The following is a 26,799-nucleotide window of genomic DNA, read 5'->3' on the forward strand; positions in this document are numbered from 1 at the left end:
GGTATGTTTTTGGTACAGAATGCAAATATAATTTAAATAAAAAATTTTTACGTCATCATGAAAAGAAATATACATAAAAATTTGCTTGGGATTTTAAGGTCAAAGGGTATCCTGGCCATTTCCAGCGGATTACTTTTAGTTTCTTGCGGGGCTCAGATGGGTGGCTACAGCGAGACAGACGGGGTATACTATGATCCCAGCAAAGATACTTTACCTGAAGGTGTTATCGTAAATGAAGGTGGAAACAGAGTAGGAGAATATTACGATTATTATCAGCAGGATAATACTACTATCCAGAATGCTCAGGCAAATAATTATGAGCAAAGCAATCTTTACAATACCTGGAATACCAACTATGATCAGGGCGCTACAGATTCAGACTTTGGGAACTATGCAGGAAGCGAAACCAATTACTATGATAACTCATGGGGTTGGGGCGGCTGGGGCGGTCCCTGGGGTATGTATGGCGGCTACGGCGGTTGGGGCTGGGGCGGCGGCTGGGGCATGGGAATGTCTTTCGGCTGGGGCAACAGCTGGGGTTGGGGATACAGCCCGTGGGGTTGGAACAACGGCTGGGGCTGGGGTTCTGGCTGGGGAATGGGAATGTATAACCCCTACTGGGGCTGGGGTGGCTATCCTTACGGAGGATGGGGCGCCGGTTACTGGGGCGGAAACTATTACCAACCATACAACAGAAGAAGTGCAGCAAACGGTTATGGATTTACCAACAGAAATTCTAATATCGTAAGCAGAAATACTGCTCCGGGATACGGATTCAGAAATTCAAACAGTTCAGGCTTCAGAAATTCGAACAGTTCAGGTTTTAGAAACTCTAATAATTCCGGTTTTAGAAACCAGGGGAATTCAGGTTTCAGAAATCAGGGACAGGGTGGATTTAGAAATAATAATGGTGTAAGACCGCAATCCGGTTACAACAGACCTCAGGGTCAGGGTGGTTTCAGAAACAACAGTGGTACAAGACCTAATTATAATCAATCTCAACCCCGTTATAATAACCAGAATAACAATGGAGGATTCAGAAATGAGTCAGCACCAAGATCCAACGGCGGGTGGACATCACCAAGTAACGGTGGCGGCTTCAGAGGAGGCGGCGGTTCTACCGGAGGCGGCGGTGGCTTCAGAGGCGGCGGCGGTGGCGGCGGTTTCCGTGGAGGCAGATAGAAATTAAGTTTCAACATATTCTAAAAATAATAATGTTAAAAAAATCTTTAGTTATAATGAGCATTTCTGCGGCTTTCTTCGTACAGGCGCAGGATGTTTCATTGATCAGAAACACGTTGGACGTGTATTCGAATTCTCAGATTGGAGGTTCGGCAAGGTTTAATGCAATGGGAGGCTCAAACGGTGCTTTGGGTGGTGATGCAAACGCATTGCTTACCAACCCGGCAGGTTTAGGTGTTGCCATTTCCGGAGAAGTGTCGGGAACGCTTTCTGTGATGTCTAATAAAAATACATCAAATTATGCAGGATCATCTTTTGGATATAAAGTGAATAATGCAGATTTGGGAAATGTAGGTGGTGTGATGACTTTCCAGCTGATGACGGAGAGTGCATGGAAGTTTGTTAATATTGGTGTGAATTTTTCAAACCAATCCATTGATAATTACATTGAAACTCCCGGGAACAGTAATATCGTCTTTGATTTTGATGCTAATAACAGTTCTGCCTTGGCAAGACATGCTTATGACAGATATGGAACTTTGTCTAAAACCAGTTTTGGGGTCGGTGCCAATTATAATCATAATCTTTACATTGGTATGGGATTAAATTTTTCCAATGTATCTTTAGATCAATCCGATACCGCAGCGCTTCAGTCTTTACAGAATGGTAGTGTAGATTATTTAAGCAAGCAGAATACACCTTATTTTGAAAGATCTTCAGGCTTTTCAGCGTCAGTGGGTGTAATCGGAAAATTAGGTCGTAACTTTAGATTGGGAGCCGCAATTGAAACACCGACATTCTGGGATATTGACAGAAGCTACAACTTCTACAATGACCCCCAGTTTGGTGATGATTATGCTGTTGAAAACAGAAGGCTTACGTCTCCAATGAAAGCAACACTGAGTGCAGCATTTGTGGCCAACAAAAATTTTTCAATGAACCTTGATTATACATTAGGACTAACCAAGCCAAGTTACAAAGTATACGGTGGAGCTGAACGACAGCTAAATGATTTTTTTGATCAAAATCAGAGGAGTTTGTCTGAAGTGAAGTTGGGAGCTGAATACAGAGTGAAACAATTTAGATTAAGAGGAGGTTATTCTTATACAGCAAGTCCTTTTGATGCACTTACAGTGAGTAGATATGGCGCTAATGGTACCAGTGGAGATCCAGTTGATCAATCCTATAATAATATGATTTTAGGTGATAGAAACGCATTGTCATTTGGTTTAGGATACGATTTCAAATCTTTCTATATCGATGCGACCTTCCAAAATATAAGTTCAACATTTAATAATCCATTATTATTTGGTGTTATAGATCAGACTGAGGGTATTGAAGATGGATACTATTCTCCAAGTCGTTTAATTAGCAGCTCAGAATACGTTGTTTCTGACGTGAAGAACGTAATCAATAATTTTTACGTGACATTCGGCTGGAAGTTTTAAAAACCAATCAGTTGATGATATAAAAAGAGCTCTGCAGTATTATTGCAGAGCTCTTTGTTCTATTAATTTTAATCAAAATATTAATGATGGTGATCATGACTGTGAAATAAATGCATGATCAAAGCTAAAGAAACTCCTACGATCACGAGACCGATTTTAGACCAGTCGATATTGTGGTTTTTGTTGCTTTCAAATATAATGACTGATGAAATATGAAGGAAGATTCCGCCTACTATTGCTAAAAAGTAAGGCTGCCAGTTTGGATTAAAATAATTTCCTAAAAACATTCCGAATGGCGATGCCAAAGCAAATAAAGCCACAATCAGCATCGAGGGGTAAGACATTTTTGAACCTTTTCTGTTGAATAGAAATGCCCCCAGAATAAATGAAATCGGAAGATTGTGAAAAACAATTCCCATCAGATAAGGAGAAAACGGATTCGTTTCATTGGCCAAAGGAATTCCTTCAATAAAAGCGTGGATGAAAAGTCCGACCATCAAAGCCATCGGAAGAACCGTGCTGTCGTTGTGATGATGAAAGTGACCGTGCTCAAAACCTTTGGTTAAAGCCTCTAAAATCATTTGTAACAGAACACCGCCGATTACAAAGATCCCGAGATTAATTCCGGATTCATTGTGATGATGATAGACTTCAGGAAAGACTTCATTGAGGCAGATTGTAATCAGAAATCCTGCACTTAAAATAAGCAGATTTTTCGAGAACTTCTCTGTCTGTCCGAAATATTTACCCAGAAACACACCGGCAAGAACACTTAAAATAAGTAAAATGACAATCATATTAAATAAATAGGGGTGATAAACAATATAAAACTATGAGTAGATTTATACTTATTAAAATAAGATGTATTCTAAAAATTATTTTATTTTCAAACAATATTTTCCTGATAATAATTAAAAGTATTCCGGTTATTAACAGCAAACCAGAAATGACAAACGGCAACGGAGGAGTATGACTGTGAAAATATCCTGATTCAATTCCAGCGTATAATGAAAGTAAGGTTGCTATCGTAAATATAACAATGGTTTTCATTCCCGAACTTTTTACTTCTAATTACTTCTTTCGAAATAAATTAATACATCTCGGTGAAACTTCTGCGTCAAAATCATTCAGCTGATAATCGCCCCAGATTTTCACCCGCTCAAAACCATTATCCTCAGCGTATTTTTGTATTGAATCTGGTGTGTGCAGTTTTACTTTTTCGAAAAAATTAAAATCCTGCCCGTCAGCGGTAAATTTAATTTCTTTTACAATATGCTGATTTTCGATTTTCTTGGAAATTTTAAAATCAATTCCACCACGGTTAATTTCAGCTTCAGATACCATTTTATTTCTGACGTAATTTTCATTTAAATAATCTAAAACGAAATATCCGTCAGTTTTCAAAACATCAGAAACAGATTTAAATACTTTTCGGTCATCGTCTTCAGAATCAAAATAGCCAAAACTTGTAAACAGATTGAAAACAGCATCTACGGGCTGATGGTTTACTTTGTCACGCATATCGTGAACAGCGAACTGGAGGTTTTCATTCTCAAACTGCCTGTTGTGTGCAATACTTTTTTTAGAAAGATCAAGACCCAAAACTCTGTAACCCAATTTGTTCAAGAAAACAGAATGTCTTCCCTTTCCGCAGGCGAGATCAATAATTTCTGAATTTTTTGGGAGTTGCAGCTCGGCAGTCAGCTGAGTGATAAAATTTTCTGCTTCAGTATAATCTCTGTTGCTGTAGAGAATATGATAATAAGGTGTGTCAAACCAAGATTCAAACCATTCCATCGTGCAAAAATAAGGATTTTTGTTGGATGCGTGATGTAAGATGCCAGATGTTTATTTAACAGTATTAAAATTATAAATAATCTGTCGGTGATGAAATATGTTCTGAGATTACACATTTTTTATTTTCATCCCGCATCAAACATCCAACACCCAGTAAAAATTACCTATTTTTGCAAAATGAATACAGAAAATTTAAAAATACAGATAAAAACTTTTTTCGGACTTGAGCAGGTGCTTTTTGAGGAGATCAAAAAACTTGGCGGTGCCAATGTTGAGCTTAAAAACCGGGCTGTAAACTGCGAAGGAGATCTTGGATTTTTATATAAAATAAATTATTCTGCCCGTACAGCCCTGAAAATTCTGGTGCCGATTTATGAATTTAAAGCCTTTAATCAACATCAGTTTTATAACAAACTTTCGCAGTTTCCCTGGGAAGATTTCCTGGATGTAGACCAGACTTTTGCGATCGATTCCACTGTGAATTCTGAAACATTCAAACATTCTCAGTTCGTTACTCTGAAGATGAAGGATGCGATTGTAGATTATTTTCAGGAGAAATTTAAGAAAAGACCCAATATCGAAACCAGAAGTCCGGAAATCAAATTTCACCTGCACATCGACAGAGAACTGGTGACGATTTCTTTGGATTCTTCCGGTGATGCTCTGTTTAAAAGAGGTTACAGAAGAGAGCAGGGTGAAGCGCCCATCAATGAAGTTTTGGCAAGTGGAATGTTACAGTTGGCTGGCTGGGACGGAAAAGGAAATTTTCTAGACCCGATGTGTGGTTCGGGAACGATCCTGATTGAGGCTGCAATGATTGCACTTGATCTTCCGGCTCAGATTTTCAGAAAGAGATTTGCTTTCCAGAACTGGAATAATTATGATGCCGATTTGTTCGCAAAAATAAAAGAAGTCAGAATCAACCGTGTGAGAGAATTTACCGGAAAGATTGTTGGCTACGATTTAGACGGAAGAATGCTGAATGCCGCAAGTACAAACATAGAATCTGCCGAAATGGAAGATATCATTGATGTAAGAAGACAGGATTTCTTTGAGTCCAAGAAAGATTTATTCCCATTGCTGATGGTTTTCAATCCGCCTTATGATGAGAGAATTTCGATTAATGATGATGATTTCTATAAAAAAATTGGTGATACATTTAAAAGCAGCTATCCTAATACGCTAGCATGGCTGATCTCTTCAGATTTGGATGCTCCCAAGAAAATCGGATTAAGACCTTCAAGAAAAATCAAATTGTTCAACGGTAAACTGGAAACGAGATTTTTGCAGTACGAAATGTATGAAGGTACGAAGAAGGTGCATAAACTGGAGAATAGAGAAGAATAAATATGTCTTTTGATTTCTTTGATGGTTTAGATTTTCTTGCAGATTTATTGAGTGTAGATTTGTCTTTTAAATCATCTTCAAATACTAAATAGAGTAAATATTCAGAAAAATCAAAATATACTACAGAAATATGAAGTGGAAGCTTTCTTGTGATGGCTTCCGTTTTCTATTTTATTGTTTTTAAAAATCCTATGCCTGAAGAAAATAATTCACAGACGTTGATAATCTGTATTCTCGCTGGCTTTTTGCTTTCTTTTATTGTGTTTTTCTGCCTTTATCATCTTGGGCTTTTTTTATTTTAAGAATTTGTCTAAACTTTTATTATTCAGCATCTCTTTAATTTTACTTACGATCTCAATCGTTTTAATTGTTTATTTTAAACTTCTTCTATCTGACAATTAAAAACACAAATTATTCAAAAATACATTGAGATTTCTTTTCAAATTTTTAATTTTGAAAAATGTTCAGTCAAAAACCTACACTTTCTATTATTGTCGCTATTTTTAACCGAAAAGACGAACTTTTCGAGCTTCTCAATTCTTTAAATGCTCAGACTGATAAAGATTTTGAAGTCATTATCGTAGACGACGGTTCTTTGATTGATCTGAAACCGACAGTTCATCAGTTTGAAGATATTTTAACGGTGAAATATTTCAGAAAGGACAATTCGGGACCTGGGCTGTCGAGAAATTACGGCTCAAAAAGAGCTTCTAACGAATGGTTGGTTTTTGTAGACAGTGATGTGATTGTAGAATCAGATTACATTGAAAGTATTAAAAAGAGTATTGCAGAAATTCCGTGTGATGCTTTTGGTGGGGCAGACAAAGCGCATAAAGGTTTCAACCTTATGCAGAAAGCCATTTCGTATTCTATGACTTCCGTTTTTACGACAGGAGGAATCAGAGGAAATAAAAAAGCGGTTTCAAAGTTTCAACCCAGAAGTTTCAATATGGGTGTGAAGAAAGAAGTTTTCGAAAAGGTGGGCGGTTTTTCTGAAATGAGAATCGGTGAAGATCCGGACTTGTCGATGACGCTATGGGAAAATGGTCTTACCACTGCGTTTTTTGATAATATTGCTGTCTATCATAAAAGGAGAGTTGATTTTGGTAAATTCTCAAAACAGGTGTATCAGTTTGGTTGTGCGAGACCAATTCTTAATCAGAGACATCCAAAATATGTGAAAATATCGTTTGCATTTCCGACGTTGTTCTTTTTGGGATATATTTTAGGCGTTATAGAAAATTTTGTTTTGGGCAGAGGGATTATTCTTGCTTTCTATGGCATCTATACTTTTATGGTTTTAATTCATGCACTGATTGTCACAAAAAATATTGCTATCGCCGGAATGGCGGTTATTTCTACCTACATACAGATGTTCTCGTACGGTTACGGATTTTTAAAATCATGGATTTTACTTAATATTTTAAAGAAGAAACCTGAAGACGCTTTCCCGAAGCATTTCCATAAATAGTATTGATTAATCAGGTATTTAAAGTGAATTGAACTTGAGAATTTAGATTTCAATTTAAGTTTAACTAAAATATTAAATGTTTAAACTAAGTTGATTAAGACTTTTTTATTGAAGAGTCTTTATTTTTAAGCTAAAACTCCGTTTTTAGAAGCGATAGGCTCCGGAAGATCTTCATTTTCTCCGATTATTTGTAAAAGATCAATTTCAATTGTGCGACAAATAGATAACATGGGAATATCAAACATTAAACCTCCAAAAGGATTTTCAGAATAATCGCCTACCAATTCCATAATGATATAGATCCAGCCTACAATTACGCAAAATGGAATGCAAGTCCAGATTCCCCAATCGCCTAATTTGCTGAATTCACTTACCAGACCAAGTGGCAGCATAACGATGAAAATAACGATAAAAATAAATCCTGAATTGGCAAATTGTCTTGGTACCGGAAACTTTTTAATACGCTCTGCCTGACCTTGAAAATCATAAAAATCGTTCTGACAATTTTGTAATTGCATATGTTCGAAATCTGTAATAGCATCTGCATTTCTAAGTGATACAAGATCTTTTGCCTGTTTTGAAATGAGATGGGTTGCAAAGTTTTTATACTGTTCCTGAGTTTCAAATTCTTCATCACTCAGATATTTTTTCTGAAAAATAGGCGTTCTCAGATAATCGGGAAAACCCGCTTTAATCTGTCGGTGTCTTTTGAGATTAATACTCGGAAAGCTTCTTTCACGACTCATGTGCTCCCATTCTGTAGGAATCAACAGTTGATCCTTCAAGGTATAAAGCCATGCAATGTGACGGTATACAAGCTGTTTTTTCACTAATCCGATTTCTTCTGTTTCAGGCTTACGTGTGTGAAATGCGTTTACCATTGACGCAAACGACCGACTGGAATTTACAATCGCTCCCCAGATTTTTCTTGCTTCCCAAAGTCTGTCGTAGGCCTGATTATTTTTAAATCCGACAAAAAAAGCAACTGCAGTACCCACTAAAGTAAGCGGAACGAGAGGAATAGTCATCCATTGCCACTCAAAAAAGGAATAGATTGCTGCTACGAACGTGCTCCATGCAGTAAGCCAAATTAGATGCAGTCCGGCAAGATTTGCGATTTGTTTGTAATTAAAATATTTTGTTGTGATCATTTAAAATTATTCGTAAAACGAAGCTAACAAAAACCGTACAAAAAAACCTCTAAAAATAATTCAGAGGTTTTAATTTTTAATATTTCAACATTTCGTCGATTTTCTTGGTAAGCTTTTCAGCATTTGGAAGCATTTCTTTTTCTAAAATTAAATTAATCGGTACTGCCGGAGTATCGAGTGAACCCATCGTTTCTACAGGAGCGTCAAGATATTTGAAACAGTTCTTAGAAATACGGTGTGAAAAGGCTTCAGCAAATGAATTATTGAGTTGTTCTTCCGTTAAAACTATACATTTTCCATGTGCTTTAACTCTTTCAAAAACCAGTTCTTCATCCAGTGGAATGATGGATCTTAAATCGATTACTTCTACTTTTCCACCGAAGTTTTTCACGGCTTCTTTTGCCCAGTAAACTCCCATTCCGTAAGTAATTACGACAACAGTGTTTCCTTTTTTAATTTCATTTTCGTCAGCTTCGATAACGATTTTTCCTTTTCCGAAAGGTAAAATATAATCTTCAGCCGGCTCGATGGTTTTTGCGTCTTCAGTTCCGGGAACTTTGCTCCAATAAAGACCTTTATGTTCCAACATCACAACCGGATTTGGATCGTAATAAGCTGCTTTCAGTAAACCTTTAAAATCGGCTGCGTTGCTTGGATATGCGATTTTTATTCCTTTAATATTGGCTAAAATACTTTCAACACTTCCGCTGTGGTAAGGTCCGCCACCGCCGTAAGCTCCAATCGGAACTCTGATGATATTGCTGACAGGAAATTTCCCGTTGCTTAAATAATTTGATTTTGAAATCTCGGTAATCAACTGATTGATCCCCGGATAAATATAATCGGCAAACTGAACTTCAACAATTGGCTTTAAACCAACTGCACTCATTCCCGTCGTAGAACCGATGATATATGCTTCCTGAATAGCGGTATTGAAAACCCTTTTGCTTCCGAATTTCTTTCCCAAAGTCACCGTTTCACGGAAAACTCCACCAATTCGTTCCCCAACATCTTGACCATACAATAAAGCTTCCGGATGCTTCCACATAATCTCCTGAATTGCGTGGATTGCGGCGTCTACCATCACAATTTTGTCACCACCTGCAGGTTCACGGGTTCCCACTTCTTCCGTAATCGGAGTCGGTGCAAAAATATGCTGCATTACGGTTTCAGGCTTTGGATCTTCGGCTTTTTGAGCTCTTTCGAAGGCTTCCTCAGCTTCCAGTCTTGCCTTTTTTGTAATCTGCTTTAATAATTCTTCGTCTGTCCCAGATTCCAGCAACTGATTTCTCAGGATTTCTCCCGGATCTTTTGCTCGGTGTTTGGTCAAATCTTCCTCGTCTCTGTAAAATTCTCTTCTAACTCCGGAAGTATGGTGACCAATTAAAACGGTTTTTGCACAAACCACCAACGGTTTTCTCTCAGTTCTTACAAAGTCGACCGCTTTTTTCATCACTTCAAAACTTTGAGTAAAATCGGTTCCGTCAACTCTCATTCTTCCCAAACCTTCAAAACCTGCCACAAAATCGTAGGCATCTACAGTTCTCGCTTCTTCTTTGGTAACAGAAATTCCCCATTCGTTGTCCTGAACCAGGAAAATAATTGGAAGCTGGTGCAAAGCTGCAAACTGAAGTGCTTCACTCACTTCGCCTTCCGTCACAGAATTGTCTCCCAAACTGCAGACAACCACTGGATTGTTTTCAAATTCCTCAAGTTTAAAATCCTCAATATATTTGATTCCCTGCGCAACTCCGGTCGTCGGAATGGTCTGCATTCCGGTTGCTGAACTCTGGTGAATCATCTTCGGCATATTTTCGTTTCTGCTCGAAGGATGGGAATAATACGATCTTCCACCCGAAAAAGGGTCTTCGGCTTTTGCCAACAATTGAAGCATCAACTGATAAGGCTCAAAACCAATTCCCAACAAAATACTTTCGTCTCTATAGTATGGAGAAACCCAGTCTTCTTTTTTCAGCTGATAAGCCGTTGCCAATTGAATGGCTTCGTGACCTCTCGAAGTACTGTGTACGTATTTGCAAACATTTCTGTTTTCCTCATAGATGTCTGCCATTGCTTTGGCAAGCATCATGTGGTTGTAAGCTTTAAGTAAAATATCCTGTGAAACTTTTTCGTGAAGTGTATTTTCCATAGAAGACAAAGATAAACATATTTTGGATTTTTGAAAATTATTGCCTAACAATTGATAGGTTGGTTGTGTTAGAGCCTGTTTAAATTTGTTTTTTAATCATTTTTAAACAGGCTTTTATACTTTAAAAAGTGTTATTAATAGTTTGAATAAAAAATTGACAAAGTTCAAAAAATACAGTCAAATTTATCTATCTGTGATTTTGGCAGCGAATCGGGGATGTAAACCCTGCCAGCGTTCAAAAGCTGGCAGGGTTGGCTATCCAAAAAATAGATTCTTATATTTTCTAAATGTTTTCGAAGCAAATAAATTTAAACGATAATTTTTTTAGTATTTAAAATAAACAATTCTTAAGCTCTCAATGTTAGTAAATCACCGAAGATTCCCAAAACCGAAATTGTGAAAAAAACCAAAATTTACACTAACTTTACATTCTTTTTTAAATAAAAGTCAGACAGGATTTATGTATTTAGTTTTTGACACCGAAACCACAGGTTTACCAAAAAATTTCAACGCACCGCTTTCAGATTCAGACAACTGGCCAAGAATGGTTCAAATTGCATGGCAGTTGCATGATGATAACGGGCAGCTAATTGAAAACCAGGATTATATAATTAAACCGGAAGGTTACGATATACCATTTAATGCCGCAAGAATTCACGGAATTACAACGAAGATTGCCAATGAAGAAGGTCGTGATCTGCAGGAAATATTAGAGGAATTTTCTAAAGTTTTAGAAAGAGTACGGGTTGTATCCGGACACAATGTGGAATTTGATTACAACATTGTAGGCGCAGAATTTTTCAGAAAGAATATTCAGGATAATCTTCAGGAAAAACCAAAAGCAGATACCATGATTCTGGGAACAGATTATTGTCAGCTTGGCGGTGGCAAAGGTGGAAGGTATAAGTCTCCGAAACTGGAAGAGTTATATGAAAAGTTGTACGGTCATAAATTTGATGAAGCCCACAACGCTGCAGCCGACGTAAATGCTACAGCTCAGGTTTTCTTCGAAATGATGCGTATCGGAATTATCCCCGCTGAGGTTTTAAAAACTTCGGAAGATCAGTTAGCGTATTTTAAGACTTTGCATCCAAATCCGATCAAACCTTTTGGAATCATTATCAGAAGGCAGGTTGCAGATTTCAACAACAAGAAAAAGCAGTCTGATGTCGGAAGTATTGATGACATTGAATTAGGAAGGTATTTTAATTTCGATAACAAAAGTGTTTTCTCAACTTTGACGGCGACTTCCAGCATTAATGATTTAATTAAAAAAGCAACAGACGAAAATTTTCCTGCGGTCGGTATGGTCGATTTAGGAAATATGATGGGCGCTTTTAAATTTGTTTCAGCTGTTGAGTCTGCCAATTCAGACCGATCAAAAAAACATAAAGAATTTTTAGCCAAAAAGCAGGAAGCTGAAGAAAACGGAACAGAGTTTAATGAAACGGAACCGGGTTCAGAACCTTTAATTCCAGTTGTAGGTTGTGAATTTTATATTTCAGACCGCTACGAGCAAAAACAGTTTACCAAAGACGATCCGGACAGAAGAACGCAGGTGGTTTTGCTTGCGAAAGATTTTAACGGATATAAAAATTTAGCCAAACTTTCAAGTATTGGTTTCCTGAAAGGATTTTATTTTGGAGTTCCAAGAATCAGCCGTGAAGTGATTGCTGAATATAAAGAAGGGTTAATCGCTTTAACGTCAGGAATTAACGGAGATATTCCCGATGCAATTTTAAACACGGGTGAACAGAAAGGTGAGGAGCTTTTCAAGTGGTGGAAAGAAACTTTCGAAGATGACTTTTATGTTCAGATTCAGAATCATAAACTGCCTGAAGAAGAGCATTTGAATGATGTTTTACTGCATTTCGCAGATAAATATGACGTTAAGATCCTGGCACAAAATCAAACCTACTACACCAATAAAGACGACTCCAATATTCAGGATATTGTAAGCTGTATTAAAGACGGTGAAAAACTTACAACGCCTGTTGGGAAAGGTTTTGGGAAACGGAGAGGACTGGCTGCGGGAGAATATTATATTAAAAATGCCCACGAAATCAAGGAAGCTTTTCTGAACTATCCTGATGCGTTTGATGCGTACGAGGAATTTACAGGAAAATTCAGTCCTTATACCTTGAAAAGAGATGTGCTCTTGCCAAAATTTGATATTCCGGAGCAGTTTATTCATGCCGAAGATGAAATCGATGGCGGAAAACGCGGTGAAATGGCTTATCTTACTCACTTAACATATGAAGGAGCCAAAAAAAGATATGTAGAAACGGGAATTACTCCTGAAATCAAAGAACGCCTAGACTTCGAACTAGAAGTCGTTGCCAACACCGGTTATCCCGGTTACTTTTTGATTGTGCAGGATTTCTGCAACGAAGCCCGAAAAATGGGTGTTTGGGTTGGTCCAGGTCGTGGTTCTGCTGCGGGTTCTGCGGTTGCTTATTGTACAGGAATCACTAATGTAGATCCAATTAAATATGATCTTCTTTTCGAGCGTTTTCTAAATCCTGAGAGGGTTTCTATGCCCGATATTGATATCGATTTTGATGATGAAGGCCGTGATAAAATTATCAAATGGGTAGTCGAAAAATACGGTAAAAATCAGGTGGCGCAGATCATCACATATTCCGTTTTGGGTGGGAAATCGGCGATTAAAGACGCAGGAAGGGTTTTAGATTTACCGATTCCGGATACGAATAATATTGCAAAATTAATTCCTCCAAGTCCGGGGATGAATATTGCTAAAGCTCTATCGAAATATGATAAACTGAAGCCTGAAGATCAGCAGCTTGTTGATGAGATGAAATATGTTCTCAACACGCCTGATGATGCCCGCCACGATGTTTTGGCGAGTGCTAAAAAGATGGAAGGCTGTATCAGGAATACCGGAATTCACGCTTGTGGTGTAATTATTACGCCTGAAGATGTGAGTAATATTATTCCGGTGACGATTGCCGCAAAAGATGCCGATATTTTGGTGTCGCAATTTGATAACTCAGTGGCAGAAAGTGCAGGTCTTCTGAAAATGGACTTTTTAGGTCTGAGAACTTTAACAATTATAAAAGATGCTTTAAAAATAGTTAAAGCGAGACATGGGGTTGATATTGATCCGGATTTAATTCCTTTGGATGATGTTAAAACGTATCAGTTATTTAAAGAAGGTAGAACGGTTGGGATTTTCCAATATGAAAGTCCGGGAATGCAGAAATATATGCGTGAACTGAAGCCTACAGTTTTTGCCGATTTGATTGCCATGAACGCCCTGTACAGACCGGGACCGATTAAATATATTCCAAACTTTATCAACAGAAAACACGGAATCGAAGAAATTGTTTACGATTTACCAGAAACCGAAGAATATTTAAAGGAAACCTACGGAATTACCGTTTATCAGGAGCAGGTAATGCTTTTATCTCAAAAATTAGCCAATTTCACAAAAGGTGAAGCCGATACTTTGAGAAAAGCGATGGGTAAGAAGCAGATTGAAGTTCTGAATAAAATGTACCCGAAATTCATCGAAGGCGGACGGAAAAACAATCTTGATGAAGGTCCGCTGGAAAAAATCTGGAACGACTGGAAGGCATTTGCTGAATATGCTTTCAACAAATCTCACTCCACCTGTTATGCATTTATTGCGTATCAGACAGCGTATTTGAAAGCGAATTATCCCGCCGAATATATGGCAAGTGTGATGAGCAATAACATTAACAATACAGAATCTATCACAATGTTCATGGAAGACTGTAAAAGTATGGGTGTTGATGTTTTGGGGCCTGATGTAAATGAATCTCACTATAAATTTTCAGTAAACGAAAAAGGTCAGATCCGTTTCGGTCTTGGAGCTATTAAAGGAATAGGCGAGGGGCCAAGTGAAGGAATTACGAAGGAAAGAGCCAACGGAAGATTTAAAAATATTTACGATTTCTTCGAAAGAATTCTGCCTTCTCAAATGAATAAAAGGGTTGCAGAAAGTTTAGTTGTGGCAGGAGCTTTTGATGAACTGGATTCTTTCCACAGAGGTCAGTATTTTGACATTGATATGGCCGGAAGAACGAATCTTGAAAGGTTAATAAGATATGGACAAAGCTTTCAGGAAAGCAAAAACGAGATGGAAAACTCCCTGTTTGCAGATTTTGCTGAGGAAGTTCAGATCGAGCAGCCTAAGTTGGCGCCATGCGTGGAATGGCCGAATATGCATAAATTAAATAAGGAAAAAGAAACAATTGGATTTTATCTTTCTGCGCATCCGCTGGATGAGTTTAAATTTCAGTATCAGTTTATGCAGGGAAGTTTATCTAAAAAAGCTGTCCTGGAAAAAGACGAAGAAGCAAAAGTAGTTACTGATGAAGTTCCTATCCTCGAAAAAGATTCCGTGGATGAGGTGGCAGATTTAATTGAAATTGTATCTGACGATATTGTAGCCGGTGAAGAGGAAGAAATCATTGAGGAAGTAACCAAAAAAGCAGAGCCAAAAGGAGTTTTTGGATTTTTAAATCTGGATGAGGTGGATGCTTACAAAGAGATCGCTTTTGCCAATAAACAGGAAGAACTGTTTGAAGAAAAGAAAAAAGACTGGAAAACCATTCAGAAAGAACGGGAAAACGGTGGTGGCGGAAAAGAGTATACTGTTGCCGGTCTGATAACGGAGTATGTTGTAAAAGATGGTTTCCGAAGTGGTGAAAAAGTAGCCTTCCTTACTTTGGAAGATTATTCAGGATCTTACTCGTTCCGATTAGGCGACCGGGATTATATGAAACTGAAAGAGAAGCTTGAGGTACAGCGTTTTGTGATTTTAAAAATAAAATTTGCCCAGGTAAAAGACGGAAGAGTATTTGTAAATGTGAATGATGTAATTGAACTGCAGGAAGCATTTGAAAAGTTTGCCAAGAGCATTTCTCTGGTCATGGATGTGATGGATTTCCGGCCTGAGGATTTAAGTTTTTTCAGAAATATTCTTGAACGTAACCCAGGAAGTCAAAAATTAAAGTTTTATATTAAGGATGTGGATGATGATCTTCAGGTACAGCATATTGAAGTACAGTCGGCAAGACATCAGGTCAATTTAAACGGTGATTTAATAAAAAATATTCAACTTATGAATAAATATGAGTTTTATCTCAATTAATCAGGAGAAAATAATGATAATGGAGTGGCTTTCTGGCCACTTTTTTTTGCTCCTTAATTTTAATAGTTAGAAGAAATTTAATAATTTTTTAATGTAAGTTAAATTTATTTTTTTCAGGTAGAAAGTGTTTCGTAGCGTTTTAAACCCTGAAAATAATTAAATGTTTGTTTAATCATATTGAATCTTTTTAAGTGTTTTAAGGAAATTTATAATATATTTTTCCTTTGTATGTAAATCGTATGTTAATATTTATTAATTTAACCGACTAATTAAAATTTTGTTAAGTATGAAAAAAAACTACATTGGTTTGCTTCGTCGCAAAGAAACGAACTGCAATCCTAAGAAAAATGGATGGTTATTAGGGGTTTTTGCAGCTGCTACAGTACTCTTAGGGGGTAATAGTTTTGCGCAGACAAATATTGCAAACTATACTTTTGCTAAAGGTACAGGGGCTATCTATACGCCGATTACCGGGGGTACTAAACTGCTGCCTTCTGGAACGAACACAGCATATGACAGTGATATGTCTGCAGCAATAACATTACCAACTCCATTTCCTTTTGGCGGAGCTAATGTTACTACTGTGTATATAAGCAGTAATGGATTTATAACTTTTGGATCTGCTCTTCAGACTTATGATTATACTCCTCTTTCAACTTCTGGTGGAACGGGTGTAATTGCAGCTTTTGCTCAAGATGGGGCATCATCTACTGCTGCCGGAGCAAATTCCGAGGTTAGATATCAGGATCTTGGAACTGAATTTGTAATTCAATACACCGATCATGCAAATTATTATAATAGATCTACTGAAAAATTAAATTTTCAAATTCGTCTGGTTTATGCTACTGGCGAGATAAAGATTGTATATGGAAATTGCACTAATCCTGGTACTGATACGACAAATGGAATAACAGCTCAAGTTGGTATTAGAGGAAATAGCACTACCTATTCAACGAATGTAAGTCCACTAATGATTGGTAATGTACCAGCTGGTACAACTTGTGATTGGTCTAAAGCTGTTACAGGGAATGCTAATTCTAGTTCAATGCTTTTCTCTTCAACAAACTCAAATGTTAAAATTCCAAACGGGCTACAATATACTTGGGTACCTGGAACTCAGTTGCCGGTAAGGACTTTTGCAGCAACTACTGCTGTAACGAATGCTGGCGCAACTATAAATTGGACAGCTCCTGCCGGTGCAACAGCTTATAACGTTCAGTACAGAGCTTTGGGTAGTTGCGATTGGACTAGTTTTAGTGGAAATCCTCTTTCTACAGCTACTGCAACACTTGTTGGGTTAGCTCAAAATACAACTTATCAAGTACAAGTACAAGCGCTAAATGGTACTGCTCAAGCTGTATATTCTCATATTCCTAATCTAGCAGGTAGTGGTAACGGTTATGTTGCTGCAGGATCTTTTACAACTGTGGCTAATTGTGCCAGTACCGTGACAGGATTGGCATCATCTGCATTAACACCAGATACGGCTACCATCAGCTGGACCGCTTCTACCACTGTTCCGGGTAATGGTTACGAATATTATTACAGTACTTCCTCAACTGCTCCTATTTCATCAACAGTTCCTTCCGGTTCTGTCGGAGCTGGTATCACAACGACAAACTTATCGGGATTAACACCTTCCACACAATATTATTATTGGGTTAGAGGCAATTGTAACAGTACTGATAAAGGAGTTTGGTCTAGTTCTGCAAACTTCACAACATTAAGTCTTTGTGCTGCGGTAACTGCTCCGGTAGCTAATGCAACGGGAATCAGTACTACTCCGACGATTACATGGACGGCAGTGAATGGTGCTGCAGGTTACAAATTGAAAGTTGGTACAACTTCTGGCGGAAATAATATTGTAGATACAGATATTTCTGGAGGTAGCTCTGTAAGTTATCCTATCACTACAGCATTAAGTAATTCCACAACTTATTACTATTCTGTGACAGCTTACACAGCTACAACAGCTGCTCCGGCAACGCCGTGTGCTGTAAGAAACTTCACTACAGCATGTGTTGCCTCAAATGTTCCGTATACAGAAAATTTTGATACTACAGTCGTAGGATCACTCTCAAATACAAATGCACCAACCTGTTGGAAATATTTAGAACCAACTGGCTGGGCTGGATATGGATATGTTTCCACTACAGCTTTCACATCTGCACCGAATGGTTATTACATCTATTCTGACGCCGCTTCAACAGGTGGAGGGATGTTAGTGTCTCCACAGACAGCCAATCTGACCAATGGTAATAACAGAGTAAGATTTATGGCAAACGCTGGCGGATCAGGTTACACAATGGAAGTTGGAACTTTATCAGATCCAAATGATGCAGGTACTTTTGTTGCTATTGGAACTGCGATAAACTTAACGACAACAATGACGCAGTATACTGTGAATATTCCTTCAGGAACTAATCAATACCTGGCATTAAGACATGCTGGTGGAGGCACTTACAGATCGGTTCGTTTCGATGATATCAGTATGGAATTAATTCCAGCTTGTGCAGAACCAACTTCAGTCGCTGTTTCGGGGATTACCTCCAATGGAGCTACATTAGCCTGGATGGCTCCTTCTACAGTGCCTTCTAACGGATATCAGATTTATAGCAGTACTTCTAATACTCCTCCAACTGCAACAACAACGCCTACGTTAAGTGTAACAACGGCTACTACGCCTCTGTCTTCACTTACTCCGGCAACTGTTTATTATGTTTGGGTAAGATCAAATTGTGGCTCATCGCAGTCTGCCTGGACACCAATGGTGACATTTACAACTTTAGCAACACCTCCGGCAAATGACGCGTGCTCTGATGCGGTAATGTTGACGCCTGGTGGAACATTTGCTCAGAATTCAATTACTGGTACTACTGTAGGTGCAACTAATACACCTGCGTTAACAGCAACTTGTCTTTCTACACCAACAAATGTCGGAGGGAATGTGTGGTATAAAGTAACAGTACCTGCTTCTGGAAATTTAACTATTGAAACTGATGCAACAAGTCCTGCATCACCATTAGTAGATACTGTTTTATCCGTATATTCAGATTGTACTTCTACAACATCTATTGCTTGTGATGATGATGCAGGAAATGGCAATTTCTCAAAACTGTCATTAACGGGTCAGACTCCGGGAGCTACACTGTATGTAAGTATTTGGAAATACAGTACTGCAACGGATGGTGCTTTCTTGGTTTCTGCTTATGATTCTTCTTTAACGTTAGCTACAAGCGAAGTTGCTAAGTCTGAAGACAAGATTTCTGTATATCCTAATCCTTTTGCAGATGTATTGAATATCTCAGATATTAAAAATGTAAAATCAATTATGATTTCAGATATATCTGGTAAAATTGTCAAAACAATTACAAAACCGGAATCTACACTTCGTTTAGCTGACCTTAATGCTGGAATGTATTTGGTAATCCTAAATATGAATGATGGTTCTAAACAAACTGTCAAAGCTATTAAAAAATAGACCTTAATAATCTATTTATATTTAGCAGCAACTGATTTTTCAGTTGCTGCTTTTTTTTAATAAAAATTAAAAAATATTCAACAATATGGTTTAGTTTTTGATAATTTTATTAAGCAAATGCTTGAAATTTTTAGAAATAAAAAAAATCTACCCCTTTGCTAATTTATTGTAAACATTAGTTTTTCTGCTCAGATCACACTGGGTGGAGGTAGTACAAATGTGGCTGTAGCTCCGATAAGTATTTACTGTGGTTATTCTTATGTGCAGCAGATTATCACCAAACAGGAAATTAATGCCAATGCCGCGGGGAATATAATCGGTTTGGAATTTTATCGGATGAAGATGAAGATGAAGATGAAGATGAAGATGAAGATGAAGATGAAGATGAAGACGCATTCACAATCAATATCCTTAATGGCAATTTAGCAACTTCAGAAGTTGAATCTTCGGTTAACCAAATTATAGCGTATCCAAATCCATTTTCAGATGTTTTAACAATTTCTGACGTGAAAAATGTAAAATCATTGATGATTACTGATATGTCTGCGAAACTTTTAAGAACAATTGTAAAACCAGAATCTACACTTTATTTAATGACTTAAATGCAGGAATGTATCTGGTGATTTTAAGTATGAATGATGGGTCTAAGAAAACTATACAGGAGATTAAGCGATAATTAGCTTTTTTATAAATATTATTTTAAGCCGACAGTTTTATTGCTTGTGGCTTTTTAATTTTTGTTAATATAATTGTTTATGTATTTTAATTATTTATAAATTTGCATATATTTATTAATAATTACTATGAATAAACAATTATTATTGTATTTACTGTTTTTTAGTTGTGGGTTTTGTGCTCAAACCTACTGTATTCCACAGTTTTCTAATGGTTGTGATGATGGTGATCAGATTGATAGCTTTTCTATTCCTTCAGCTTCATTTAATCATGTCAATACGGGTTGTTCTGTAAATGCTTATGGTGATTTTACTACGCAAATCATTAATCTAAATGCGGGAGTAAGTTACAATTTCAGTATGACACATGGTTTCAGTGAGCAAAATGTGAAAATCTGGATTGATTTCAATAATGATGGAGTTTTCACAGATACAGCTCCAGAGTTAGTTGCATCCGGTATAAGTACTACAGTTAACAATCAGGATATTACAGATGGAATACTGAATATTCCGGCGACCGTGGCAGCTGGAACATATAGAATGAGAATTGCAGACCAATATGATTTAATGCCAACTCCGTGTAATATGGGTGATTTTGGTGAAGTTCACGATTATACTGTTGTGATAGCCGCTGCACCTACGTGTTTAGCTCCTTCAAGTCTCAATCTTTCAAATATCACAGCCTCTTCTGCGGTTGTGTCCTGGGTTGCTTCCCTAAGTTCGCCTTCATCAGGCTACGAATACTACCTCTCCACAAATCCTGTAACGCCGGCGCCTTCTGCTTTGGCAACCGGTAGTACAAATTCTCTGAATGCGTCATTGGCATTAGCTCCGTCAACAACATATTACATTTGGGTAAGATCAGTTTGTAATGCTGCGGGCAAAAGCGCATGGTCTGCATCGGCATCTTTTACAAGTTTGTGTGCCGCGATTACTCCATTCTACAGTAATTCCTTTACAGTATTTCCTGGCGATTGCTGGCAGCAGGCCTCGGGAGGAAATTTGGCTTCAGGCTCTACAGGGAACAATATTTACTGGCTGGAAGATGGTTTCTTAAATGTAAATTACACAGGTGCTGCAAGAATAAATTTATTTGATCAAAACAGAGCAGGATGGCTGAAATCTCGGGCTTTCAATTTGTCAGGAGGTAATTATAGGGTGAAATTCAATTACGGTCTTACGTCTTTTAATCAGCCAACAGCTTCTGCAATGGGATCAGACGATATTATTCAGTTTGCAATATCCAATGATGGCGGAGTTACCTGGACTGCTCTGCAAACCTGGACTGCTGCGAATGCACCATCAAATACGTCAAATCAGTTTTCATTAAATCTTACCTCGTATAATTCTGCAAATACAGTTTTTGCATTTTATGGCTCAGACGGAACGGTTGTAGATCCTGAAGACTACGATTTTTTTATTGATGACTTTACTGTTGAATCGATAGGGAGTTTGGCAACCGCTCAGAATTTTAAGGAAAATGATAAAACTGTTGTTTATCCCAATCCTTTCCTAAATGTTTTAAATATTAAAAATTCAGATGAAGTTGAATCTGCTGTAATTACAGATTTTAATGGAAGAATGATCAAAAGATTTGAAAAGTTCAGTTCAGAATTAAATGCAAGCGAGCTTTCATCAGGCATCTATCTTTTAAATTTAAAACTGAAAAACGGGTCTCAGCAAACATATAAAATAATCAGAAAATAATTTTTTTTAAAGCAAAAAAAAACAGGTGACTTCAAAAAAGCCACCTGTTTTTATATCTGATATTATTAAATTTTATTTATTCCGGTTTTACAGGCTGCAGTTCTCCGGTATTCATACTGTCAAATACAGTTGGGAAAAACAGAACGAAGATAAAATAGATTACGATCATTAAAGCGACAAGTGCTACAAGACTAATAACAAGTGCGTTAGGTTTGTTTTTTTGTTTTGGTTCCATGATTTTGTGAATTAATTTGTTAAATAGTTTACTTAATAATTAATTCTATGCTAATTTCTTGCCACATTGCTTGCAGTATCGGGCATCATCATCAATATCTTCGTTTCCGCAACGTTCGCAGATGAGTTCGAGATTTTGTCTTTTATTCCGCATTTCAGCCGTAACGATTCCTGTCGGCACAGCGATAATGGAATAACCTGCAAGCATCAGAATGACTGCAAAAAATTTACCCATCGGAGTAATTGGGGAAACGTCACCGTATCCAACTGTTGTTACGGTCACAACCGCCCAGTAGATCGACTGAGGAATGGTTTCAAAACCTGGTCTTCCACCTTCCACCATAAACATCATCGAACCTACGATGACTGAAAAAATAATCAGGAACAGAAGGAATATGTAGATTTTTCGCGAACTGTTTCTTAGAGCTCTCACAATCACAGAGCCGTCATTCATAAAATCTAAGAGATTAAAAACCCTGAAAACACGAAGCATTCTCAACATTCTGAAAATCAGGAAGTATTTTGTGATTGGAAAAAAGAAGCTTAAAAAGAAAGGTACCAAAGACAGAAAATCAATGATTCCGAAGAAACTGAAAATATAGCATTTTTTATTTTTTATCACTGCAATACGAAGAATGTATTCAATTGTAAAAAAAATCGAGATAATCCACTCAGCGATGATGAATGTGGTGTGGAATTTTTTGTCGAGCTTCGGAACACTTTCCATCATAATGATAAAAGTGCTCGCAAGAATCAGAGCAAGGAGAATGATGTCAAAAAGTTTCCCGAGCCTTGTATCAGCACGGTTAATGATCCGAAACAAAAACCTCTTCCAAAGTGAATCTCCGGGAACGAGATTGTGCTCTTTTTCCATTTTCATGTTTTTTACAAAGTTATAAATATTCGTTATTTTCGTAGTCAAACTTACAGAATAAAATGACAATAAAAGATGTAATCTCGAAAATTGAAAGAAGAATACAGATTGCGCAGGCTGAGGATTTCGACAACGTCGGTCTGCTGTGCGGAGTTCCTGAGCGTAATGTGAGCGGAATCCTAGTCTGCCACGATGCGCTGGAAAACGTGATTGATGAAGCGATTCTGAAGAACTGTAATTTAGTGGTCTGTTTTCATCCCATTATTTTTTCAGGTTTAAAATCACTGACGGGAAAAAATTATGTTGAAAGAGCAGTTTTAAAAGCCATTGAAAATAAAATTGCTATTTACGCTGTTCATACAGCCTGGGATAACGATTTTTTCGGCGTCAATGCAGGAATCTGCAATCATTTAGGTTTAAAGAATTTAAAAATTCTTCAGCCTAAAAAAAATAATCTTCAACAGCTGAACGTTTATGTTCCACAAGTTCATTCTGAAAACGTAAAAGAAGCTCTGTTTGATGCCGGTGCCGGTAATATTGGTTTTTATGACGAGTGCAGTTTTACAACAAAAGGTTCGGGAACGTTCAGACCGATTGAAGGTTCAAAGCCTTACTCTGGTAAACAAAATGTCCGCGAAGATGCCGATGAGGTCATGCTGTCTGTGATTTTTGAAAGTTTTAAGCAGAATCGAATCATTACAGCAATGAAAAATGCCCATCCTTACGAGGAAGTTGCCCATCAGATCATCAGTTTGGACAATGAAAATCAATATGCAGGATTGGGGATGTATGGCGAGTTTGAAACTGAAATGGATGAAGCAGACTTTTTGAAATTTGTAAAAGATAAATTTAGTTTAAACATTATCAGGCACTCAGATTATACCGGAAAAAAAATAAAAAGAGTAGGGGTTTTGGGCGGTTCAGGAGCCGGTGGTATTAAGCCGGCGTTATCAAAAAAATGTGATGCCTACCTTACAGGGGATTTGAAATATCATGATTATTTTTCTGCAGAATCAAAGATGCTGCTCTGCGACATTGGCCATTATGAATCTGAGCAATTCGTGAGTCAACAATTATTTGAAATTTTATCACAAAATTTTAGTACATTTGCAGTCTTGAAATCTAGCGAAAAAACAAACCCCGTAAATTATTTCATTTAGATATGGCAAAAACAATAGATATTTCAGTTGAAGAAAAATTGAGAGCTTTATACGATCTACAGATCATTGATTCAAGATTGGATGAAATCCGGAATACAAGAGGAGAATTGCCAATCGAAGTGGAAGATCTTGACATCGAAATTGAAGGCCTTGAGAAAAGAGCTGAAAAATTTCATGCTGAAATTAAAGAGCAGAACGATCAGATCAACACTAAAAATGAAGTGATCAATCATGCAAAATCTTTAATTGAAAAATACAAATCTCAACAGGATAACGTAAGAAACAATAAAGAATTTGAAGCTTTAGGAAAGGAAATTGAATATCAGGATCTTGAAATTCAGCTTTCTGAAAAAAGAATCAAAGAATTCGGAGCTAAAATAGCACACAAAAACGAAACTCTGGATGAGTTGAATGCGAAGATTGAAGATCTTAAAAATCACCTTAAATTCAAAAAAGAAGAGCTTGAGGATTTGGTTTCTGAAACTCAGAAAGAAGAAGATTACCTTCTTGAGCAGTCTAAAGAATATGCATCTAAAATCGATGACAGATTATTGGCTTCTTACCACAGAATCAGAAACAATTCATTAAACGGTCTTGCTGTAGTAGGCCTGGAAAGAGGTGCTCCGAAAGGATCATTCTTCACTATTCCGCCACAGAAACAGATGGAAATCGCTCAGAGAAAGAAAATCATCATCGATGAGCATTCAGGAAAAATTCTTGTTGACGACGAGTTGGTAAACGAAGAAATCGAGAGAATGAAATCTGTGATTAAGTTTTAATTCAGATTTTTATAAAATAGAAAACGGCTTCAATTTTGGAGCCGTTTTTTGTTGATTTATATGACTTAGAGAAATTCCTCTCGCTTAGAACGGTGGCGAAAAAAAAATGATTTTTTGACGGGGTAGTTAGGTTGCTATTCAAGATATATCCTCGGAGATTCATCTTTAAATCTAAAAAAAACCGCCTCAAAAGAAGCGGTTTATATTTTTAATCATGATGCTCATACATTTTATTATACAGGTCAATAAATTTCTCTTTAATGGCCTTTCTTTTCAGTTTTAAAGTTGGGGTTAAAAGTCCGGCTTCAATGCTCCAGATTTCCGGTGTCAGCTCAATCTTCTTGATTTGTTCCCAGCTTCCCAGATGCTCATTGATGTCATCCATTTCCTTTTTAATTCTTTCTTTAAGCTCTTTGCTGGCGGCAATTTCTTTTGGCGTAGTTCCGAGGTTGATATTGTTTCTCATCGCCCAGCTTTTGGCAAACTCAAAATCAGGCTGTACCAAAGCAGTCGGCATTTTTTCACCATCGCCAACAACCATAATCTGTTCGATAAATTTGGATGCTTTCGCTAAATTTTCAATCGTCTGCGGAGCAATGTATTTTCCTCCGGAAGTTTTAAACATTTCCTTTTTACGGTCTGTGATCTGCAGAAATCCTTCACCATCAATGTGACCGATGTCTCCTGTTTTGAAAAATCCGTCCTCTGTGAAAGTTTCTTTGGTCTGCTCTTCATTTTTAAAATAACCTTTAAAAACCGATGGTCCTTTCACTGTAATTTCACCGTCTTCCTGAATTTTCACCTTCAAATTATCTAAAGGATGACCCACCGTTCCCACCTTCATTTTACCAAAAGAATTTACAGAAATCACAGGAGAAGTTTCCGTTAAGCCATAACCTTCGAGAATAGGAATTCCAGCATTTTGGAACATTAAATTTAATCTCGTTGACAAAGCCGCCGAACCGGAAACCAGTGTGATGATTTCACCTCCCAAACCTTCTCTCCATTTTTTAAATACCAGTTTATCAGCTATGATTTCCTTTAAACCGGATGGTTTTGAAACCGTTTTCTTTTTCTGAATTAAATCCAGTGCCCAGAAGAATATTTTCTGCTTGAAACCCCCTGCGGAAGATCCGGTAGCATAGATTTTATCATAAACCTTTTCTACAAGTCTCGGTACAACGCTCATGTAATGGGGTTTTACTTCTTTTACATTTTCGCCCATCTTTTCGATGCTTTCAGCAAAGTGAATTGAAAAACCGCTGTACTGGAAAAGATAAAACAGCATTCTCTCAAAAATATGACAGATCGGAAGGAAACTTAAAACTCTGGTATCTTTATAGTCTAAACTTTTCTTTCTCGGAATTCTCGGGATAGACCCCAAGACATTGGACACAATATTTTCGTGCGAAAGAATTACACCTTTAGGTTTTCCTGTGGTTCCCGAGGTATAAATAATCGTCGCCACATCATCCGGATTAATCGCCTTTGCGAGATCTTCCACTTCCATCTGTGTAGAATCGTCCTCGCCAAGGTCTAAAATCTCTCTCCAGTTGGCAGCACCGGAAATCGCATCGAAAGTAAAAACGCCCTGCAAACTTGGGATGTTGTGTTTCACCTTCATCACTTTATCAAGCAAAGCTTTGTCTGAAAGGAAGCAGTATTTAATCTCTGCATTGGTGAAAATAAATTCGTAATCTTCGGGAGAAATACTCGGATAAACGGGCACGGAAATCACACCGATTTGTGACAGTCCAAGATCCATAATTGCCCATTCTGTACGGGAATTGGTGGTAATCAAAGCGATCTTGTCGCCGGGTTTTATACCCAATTTCAATAGTCCGCGTGATATTTTATTGGCTTCGTTGATGAATTCCTGGGTAGAAGTTTTCTTCCATTCGCCGTTATATTTTGTCACAAACATGTCTGCTTTAGGATAATTTTCCAAAGCATGCTGAGGTATATCGAATAATCTTTTGATTGTCATGATCCGTAAGTTTGATTTTAATATTTTTAAATATAAGGATTTTTTTTAAATGGAATCATTTGTTCTTTAAAAATGAAATTTTAATAAAGTTTGACGGATCTTATTGCCTTTTTCAGAAGAGGTTTGATTATAATTTAAAATTTTACTGATGAATATAATTTACGTCAGGCTAAAGTTTTCATATTTGACCAAAAAGTGTAAATTAGCGACCATATAAT

At 37.3% G+C, this 26,799-nt stretch carries 17 protein-coding genes; 10 read left to right on the plus strand and 7 right to left on the minus strand.

Features of this window, described 5'->3' with window-relative positions:
• Nucleotides 1-57 precede the first annotated feature (57 nt).
• A complete protein-coding gene (locus tag IC610_RS09650; RefSeq protein WP_191736665.1) occupies nt 58-1,182 on the plus strand; it encodes a prolyl-tRNA synthetase in 1,125 nt (374 codons plus the stop codon).
• 56 nt (nt 1,183-1,238) lie between these two features.
• Complete coding sequence (locus IC610_RS09655) at nt 1,239-2,630, plus strand: OmpP1/FadL family transporter (protein WP_228462896.1); 1,392 nt, start codon at nt 1,239-1,241, stop codon at nt 2,628-2,630.
• An 80-nt stretch (nt 2,631-2,710) separates the two neighbouring features.
• On the opposite strand, the gene IC610_RS09660 is transcribed toward IC610_RS09655, so the two are convergent.
• On the minus strand, nt 2,711-3,427 hold the full coding sequence (locus tag IC610_RS09660; RefSeq protein WP_191736667.1) for a ZIP family metal transporter: 717 nt from the start codon (nt 3,425-3,427) through the stop codon (nt 2,711-2,713).
• 274 nt (nt 3,428-3,701) lie between these two features.
• Nucleotides 3,702-4,427: an SAM-dependent methyltransferase gene (locus IC610_RS09665; RefSeq protein ID WP_191736668.1), complete on the minus strand. Its 726-nt coding sequence runs from the start codon at nt 4,425-4,427 to the stop codon at nt 3,702-3,704.
• Between the two features lie 177 nt (nt 4,428-4,604).
• Between IC610_RS09665 and IC610_RS09670 the strand changes: the two genes are divergently transcribed.
• Both IC610_RS09670 and IC610_RS09675 read left to right on the plus strand, forming a co-directional pair.
• Nucleotides 4,605-5,774: a THUMP domain-containing class I SAM-dependent RNA methyltransferase gene (locus IC610_RS09670; protein WP_191736669.1), complete on the plus strand. Its 1,170-nt coding sequence runs from the start codon at nt 4,605-4,607 to the stop codon at nt 5,772-5,774.
• Nucleotides 5,775-6,234: 460 nt separating this feature from the next.
• The gene (locus IC610_RS09675; RefSeq protein WP_191736670.1) at nt 6,235-7,245 is read left to right on the plus strand and encodes a glycosyltransferase; all 1,011 of its coding nucleotides are present in this window, start codon (nt 6,235-6,237) and stop codon (nt 7,243-7,245) included.
• Nucleotides 7,246-7,370: 125 nt separating this feature from the next.
• Here the strand turns inward: IC610_RS09675 and IC610_RS09680 are convergent, their stop codons facing one another.
• Both IC610_RS09680 and IC610_RS09685 read right to left on the minus strand, forming a co-directional pair.
• A complete protein-coding gene (locus IC610_RS09680; protein ID WP_191736671.1) occupies nt 7,371-8,396 on the minus strand; it encodes a bestrophin family protein in 1,026 nt (341 codons plus the stop codon).
• A gap of 76 nt (nt 8,397-8,472) precedes the next feature.
• Nucleotides 8,473-10,545: an alpha-ketoacid dehydrogenase subunit alpha/beta gene (locus IC610_RS09685; protein WP_191736672.1), complete on the minus strand. Its 2,073-nt coding sequence runs from the start codon at nt 10,543-10,545 to the stop codon at nt 8,473-8,475.
• Nucleotides 10,546-11,005: 460 nt separating this feature from the next.
• Between IC610_RS09685 and dnaE the strand changes: the two genes are divergently transcribed.
• From dnaE to IC610_RS09705, 4 genes are all read left to right on the plus strand, one after another.
• Entirely contained in the window at nt 11,006-15,685 is a 4,680-nt protein-coding gene (gene dnaE / locus IC610_RS09690) for a DNA polymerase III subunit alpha (protein WP_191736673.1), read from the plus strand.
• 286 nt (nt 15,686-15,971) lie between these two features.
• The gene (locus IC610_RS09695) at nt 15,972-19,166 is read left to right on the plus strand and encodes a fibronectin type III domain-containing protein (RefSeq protein ID WP_191736674.1); all 3,195 of its coding nucleotides are present in this window, start codon (nt 15,972-15,974) and stop codon (nt 19,164-19,166) included.
• Between the two features lie 219 nt (nt 19,167-19,385).
• On the plus strand, nt 19,386-19,592 hold the full coding sequence (locus IC610_RS09700; protein WP_191736675.1) for a hypothetical protein: 207 nt from the start codon (nt 19,386-19,388) through the stop codon (nt 19,590-19,592).
• A 377-nt stretch (nt 19,593-19,969) separates the two neighbouring features.
• Nucleotides 19,970-21,547 (plus strand): GEVED domain-containing protein, encoded by a 1,578-nt coding sequence (locus IC610_RS09705; RefSeq protein WP_191736676.1) that lies wholly within the window; start codon nt 19,970-19,972, stop codon nt 21,545-21,547.
• Between the two features lie 76 nt (nt 21,548-21,623).
• Here IC610_RS09705 and IC610_RS09710 read toward each other — a convergent pair whose 3' ends face one another.
• Together IC610_RS09710 and IC610_RS09715 are read right to left on the minus strand one after the other, a co-directional pair.
• Nucleotides 21,624-21,782, minus strand: a complete 159-nt coding sequence (locus IC610_RS09710; RefSeq protein WP_157844513.1) for a hypothetical protein — start codon at nt 21,780-21,782, stop codon at nt 21,624-21,626.
• 45 nt (nt 21,783-21,827) lie between these two features.
• The gene (locus IC610_RS09715; RefSeq protein WP_191736677.1) at nt 21,828-22,655 is read right to left on the minus strand and encodes an ion transporter; all 828 of its coding nucleotides are present in this window, start codon (nt 22,653-22,655) and stop codon (nt 21,828-21,830) included.
• Between the two features lie 62 nt (nt 22,656-22,717).
• On the opposite strand from IC610_RS09715, the gene IC610_RS09720 reads away from it, so the two are divergent.
• Together IC610_RS09720 and IC610_RS09725 are read left to right on the plus strand one after the other, a co-directional pair.
• The gene (locus IC610_RS09720; RefSeq protein ID WP_191736678.1) at nt 22,718-23,815 is read left to right on the plus strand and encodes a Nif3-like dinuclear metal center hexameric protein; all 1,098 of its coding nucleotides are present in this window, start codon (nt 22,718-22,720) and stop codon (nt 23,813-23,815) included.
• A gap of 2 nt (nt 23,816-23,817) precedes the next feature.
• The gene (locus IC610_RS09725) at nt 23,818-24,594 is read left to right on the plus strand and encodes a zinc ribbon domain-containing protein (protein ID WP_056077136.1); all 777 of its coding nucleotides are present in this window, start codon (nt 23,818-23,820) and stop codon (nt 24,592-24,594) included.
• Between the two features lie 208 nt (nt 24,595-24,802).
• On the opposite strand, the gene IC610_RS09730 is transcribed toward IC610_RS09725, so the two are convergent.
• Entirely contained in the window at nt 24,803-26,581 is a 1,779-nt protein-coding gene (locus IC610_RS09730) for an AMP-dependent synthetase/ligase (protein ID WP_056077139.1), read from the minus strand.
• Nucleotides 26,582-26,799: the final 218 nt, after the last annotated feature.

The sequence above is a fragment of the Chryseobacterium caseinilyticum genome (assembly GCF_014837145.1).
Classification (GTDB): Bacteria; Bacteroidota; Bacteroidia; order Flavobacteriales; family Weeksellaceae; genus Chryseobacterium; species Chryseobacterium caseinilyticum.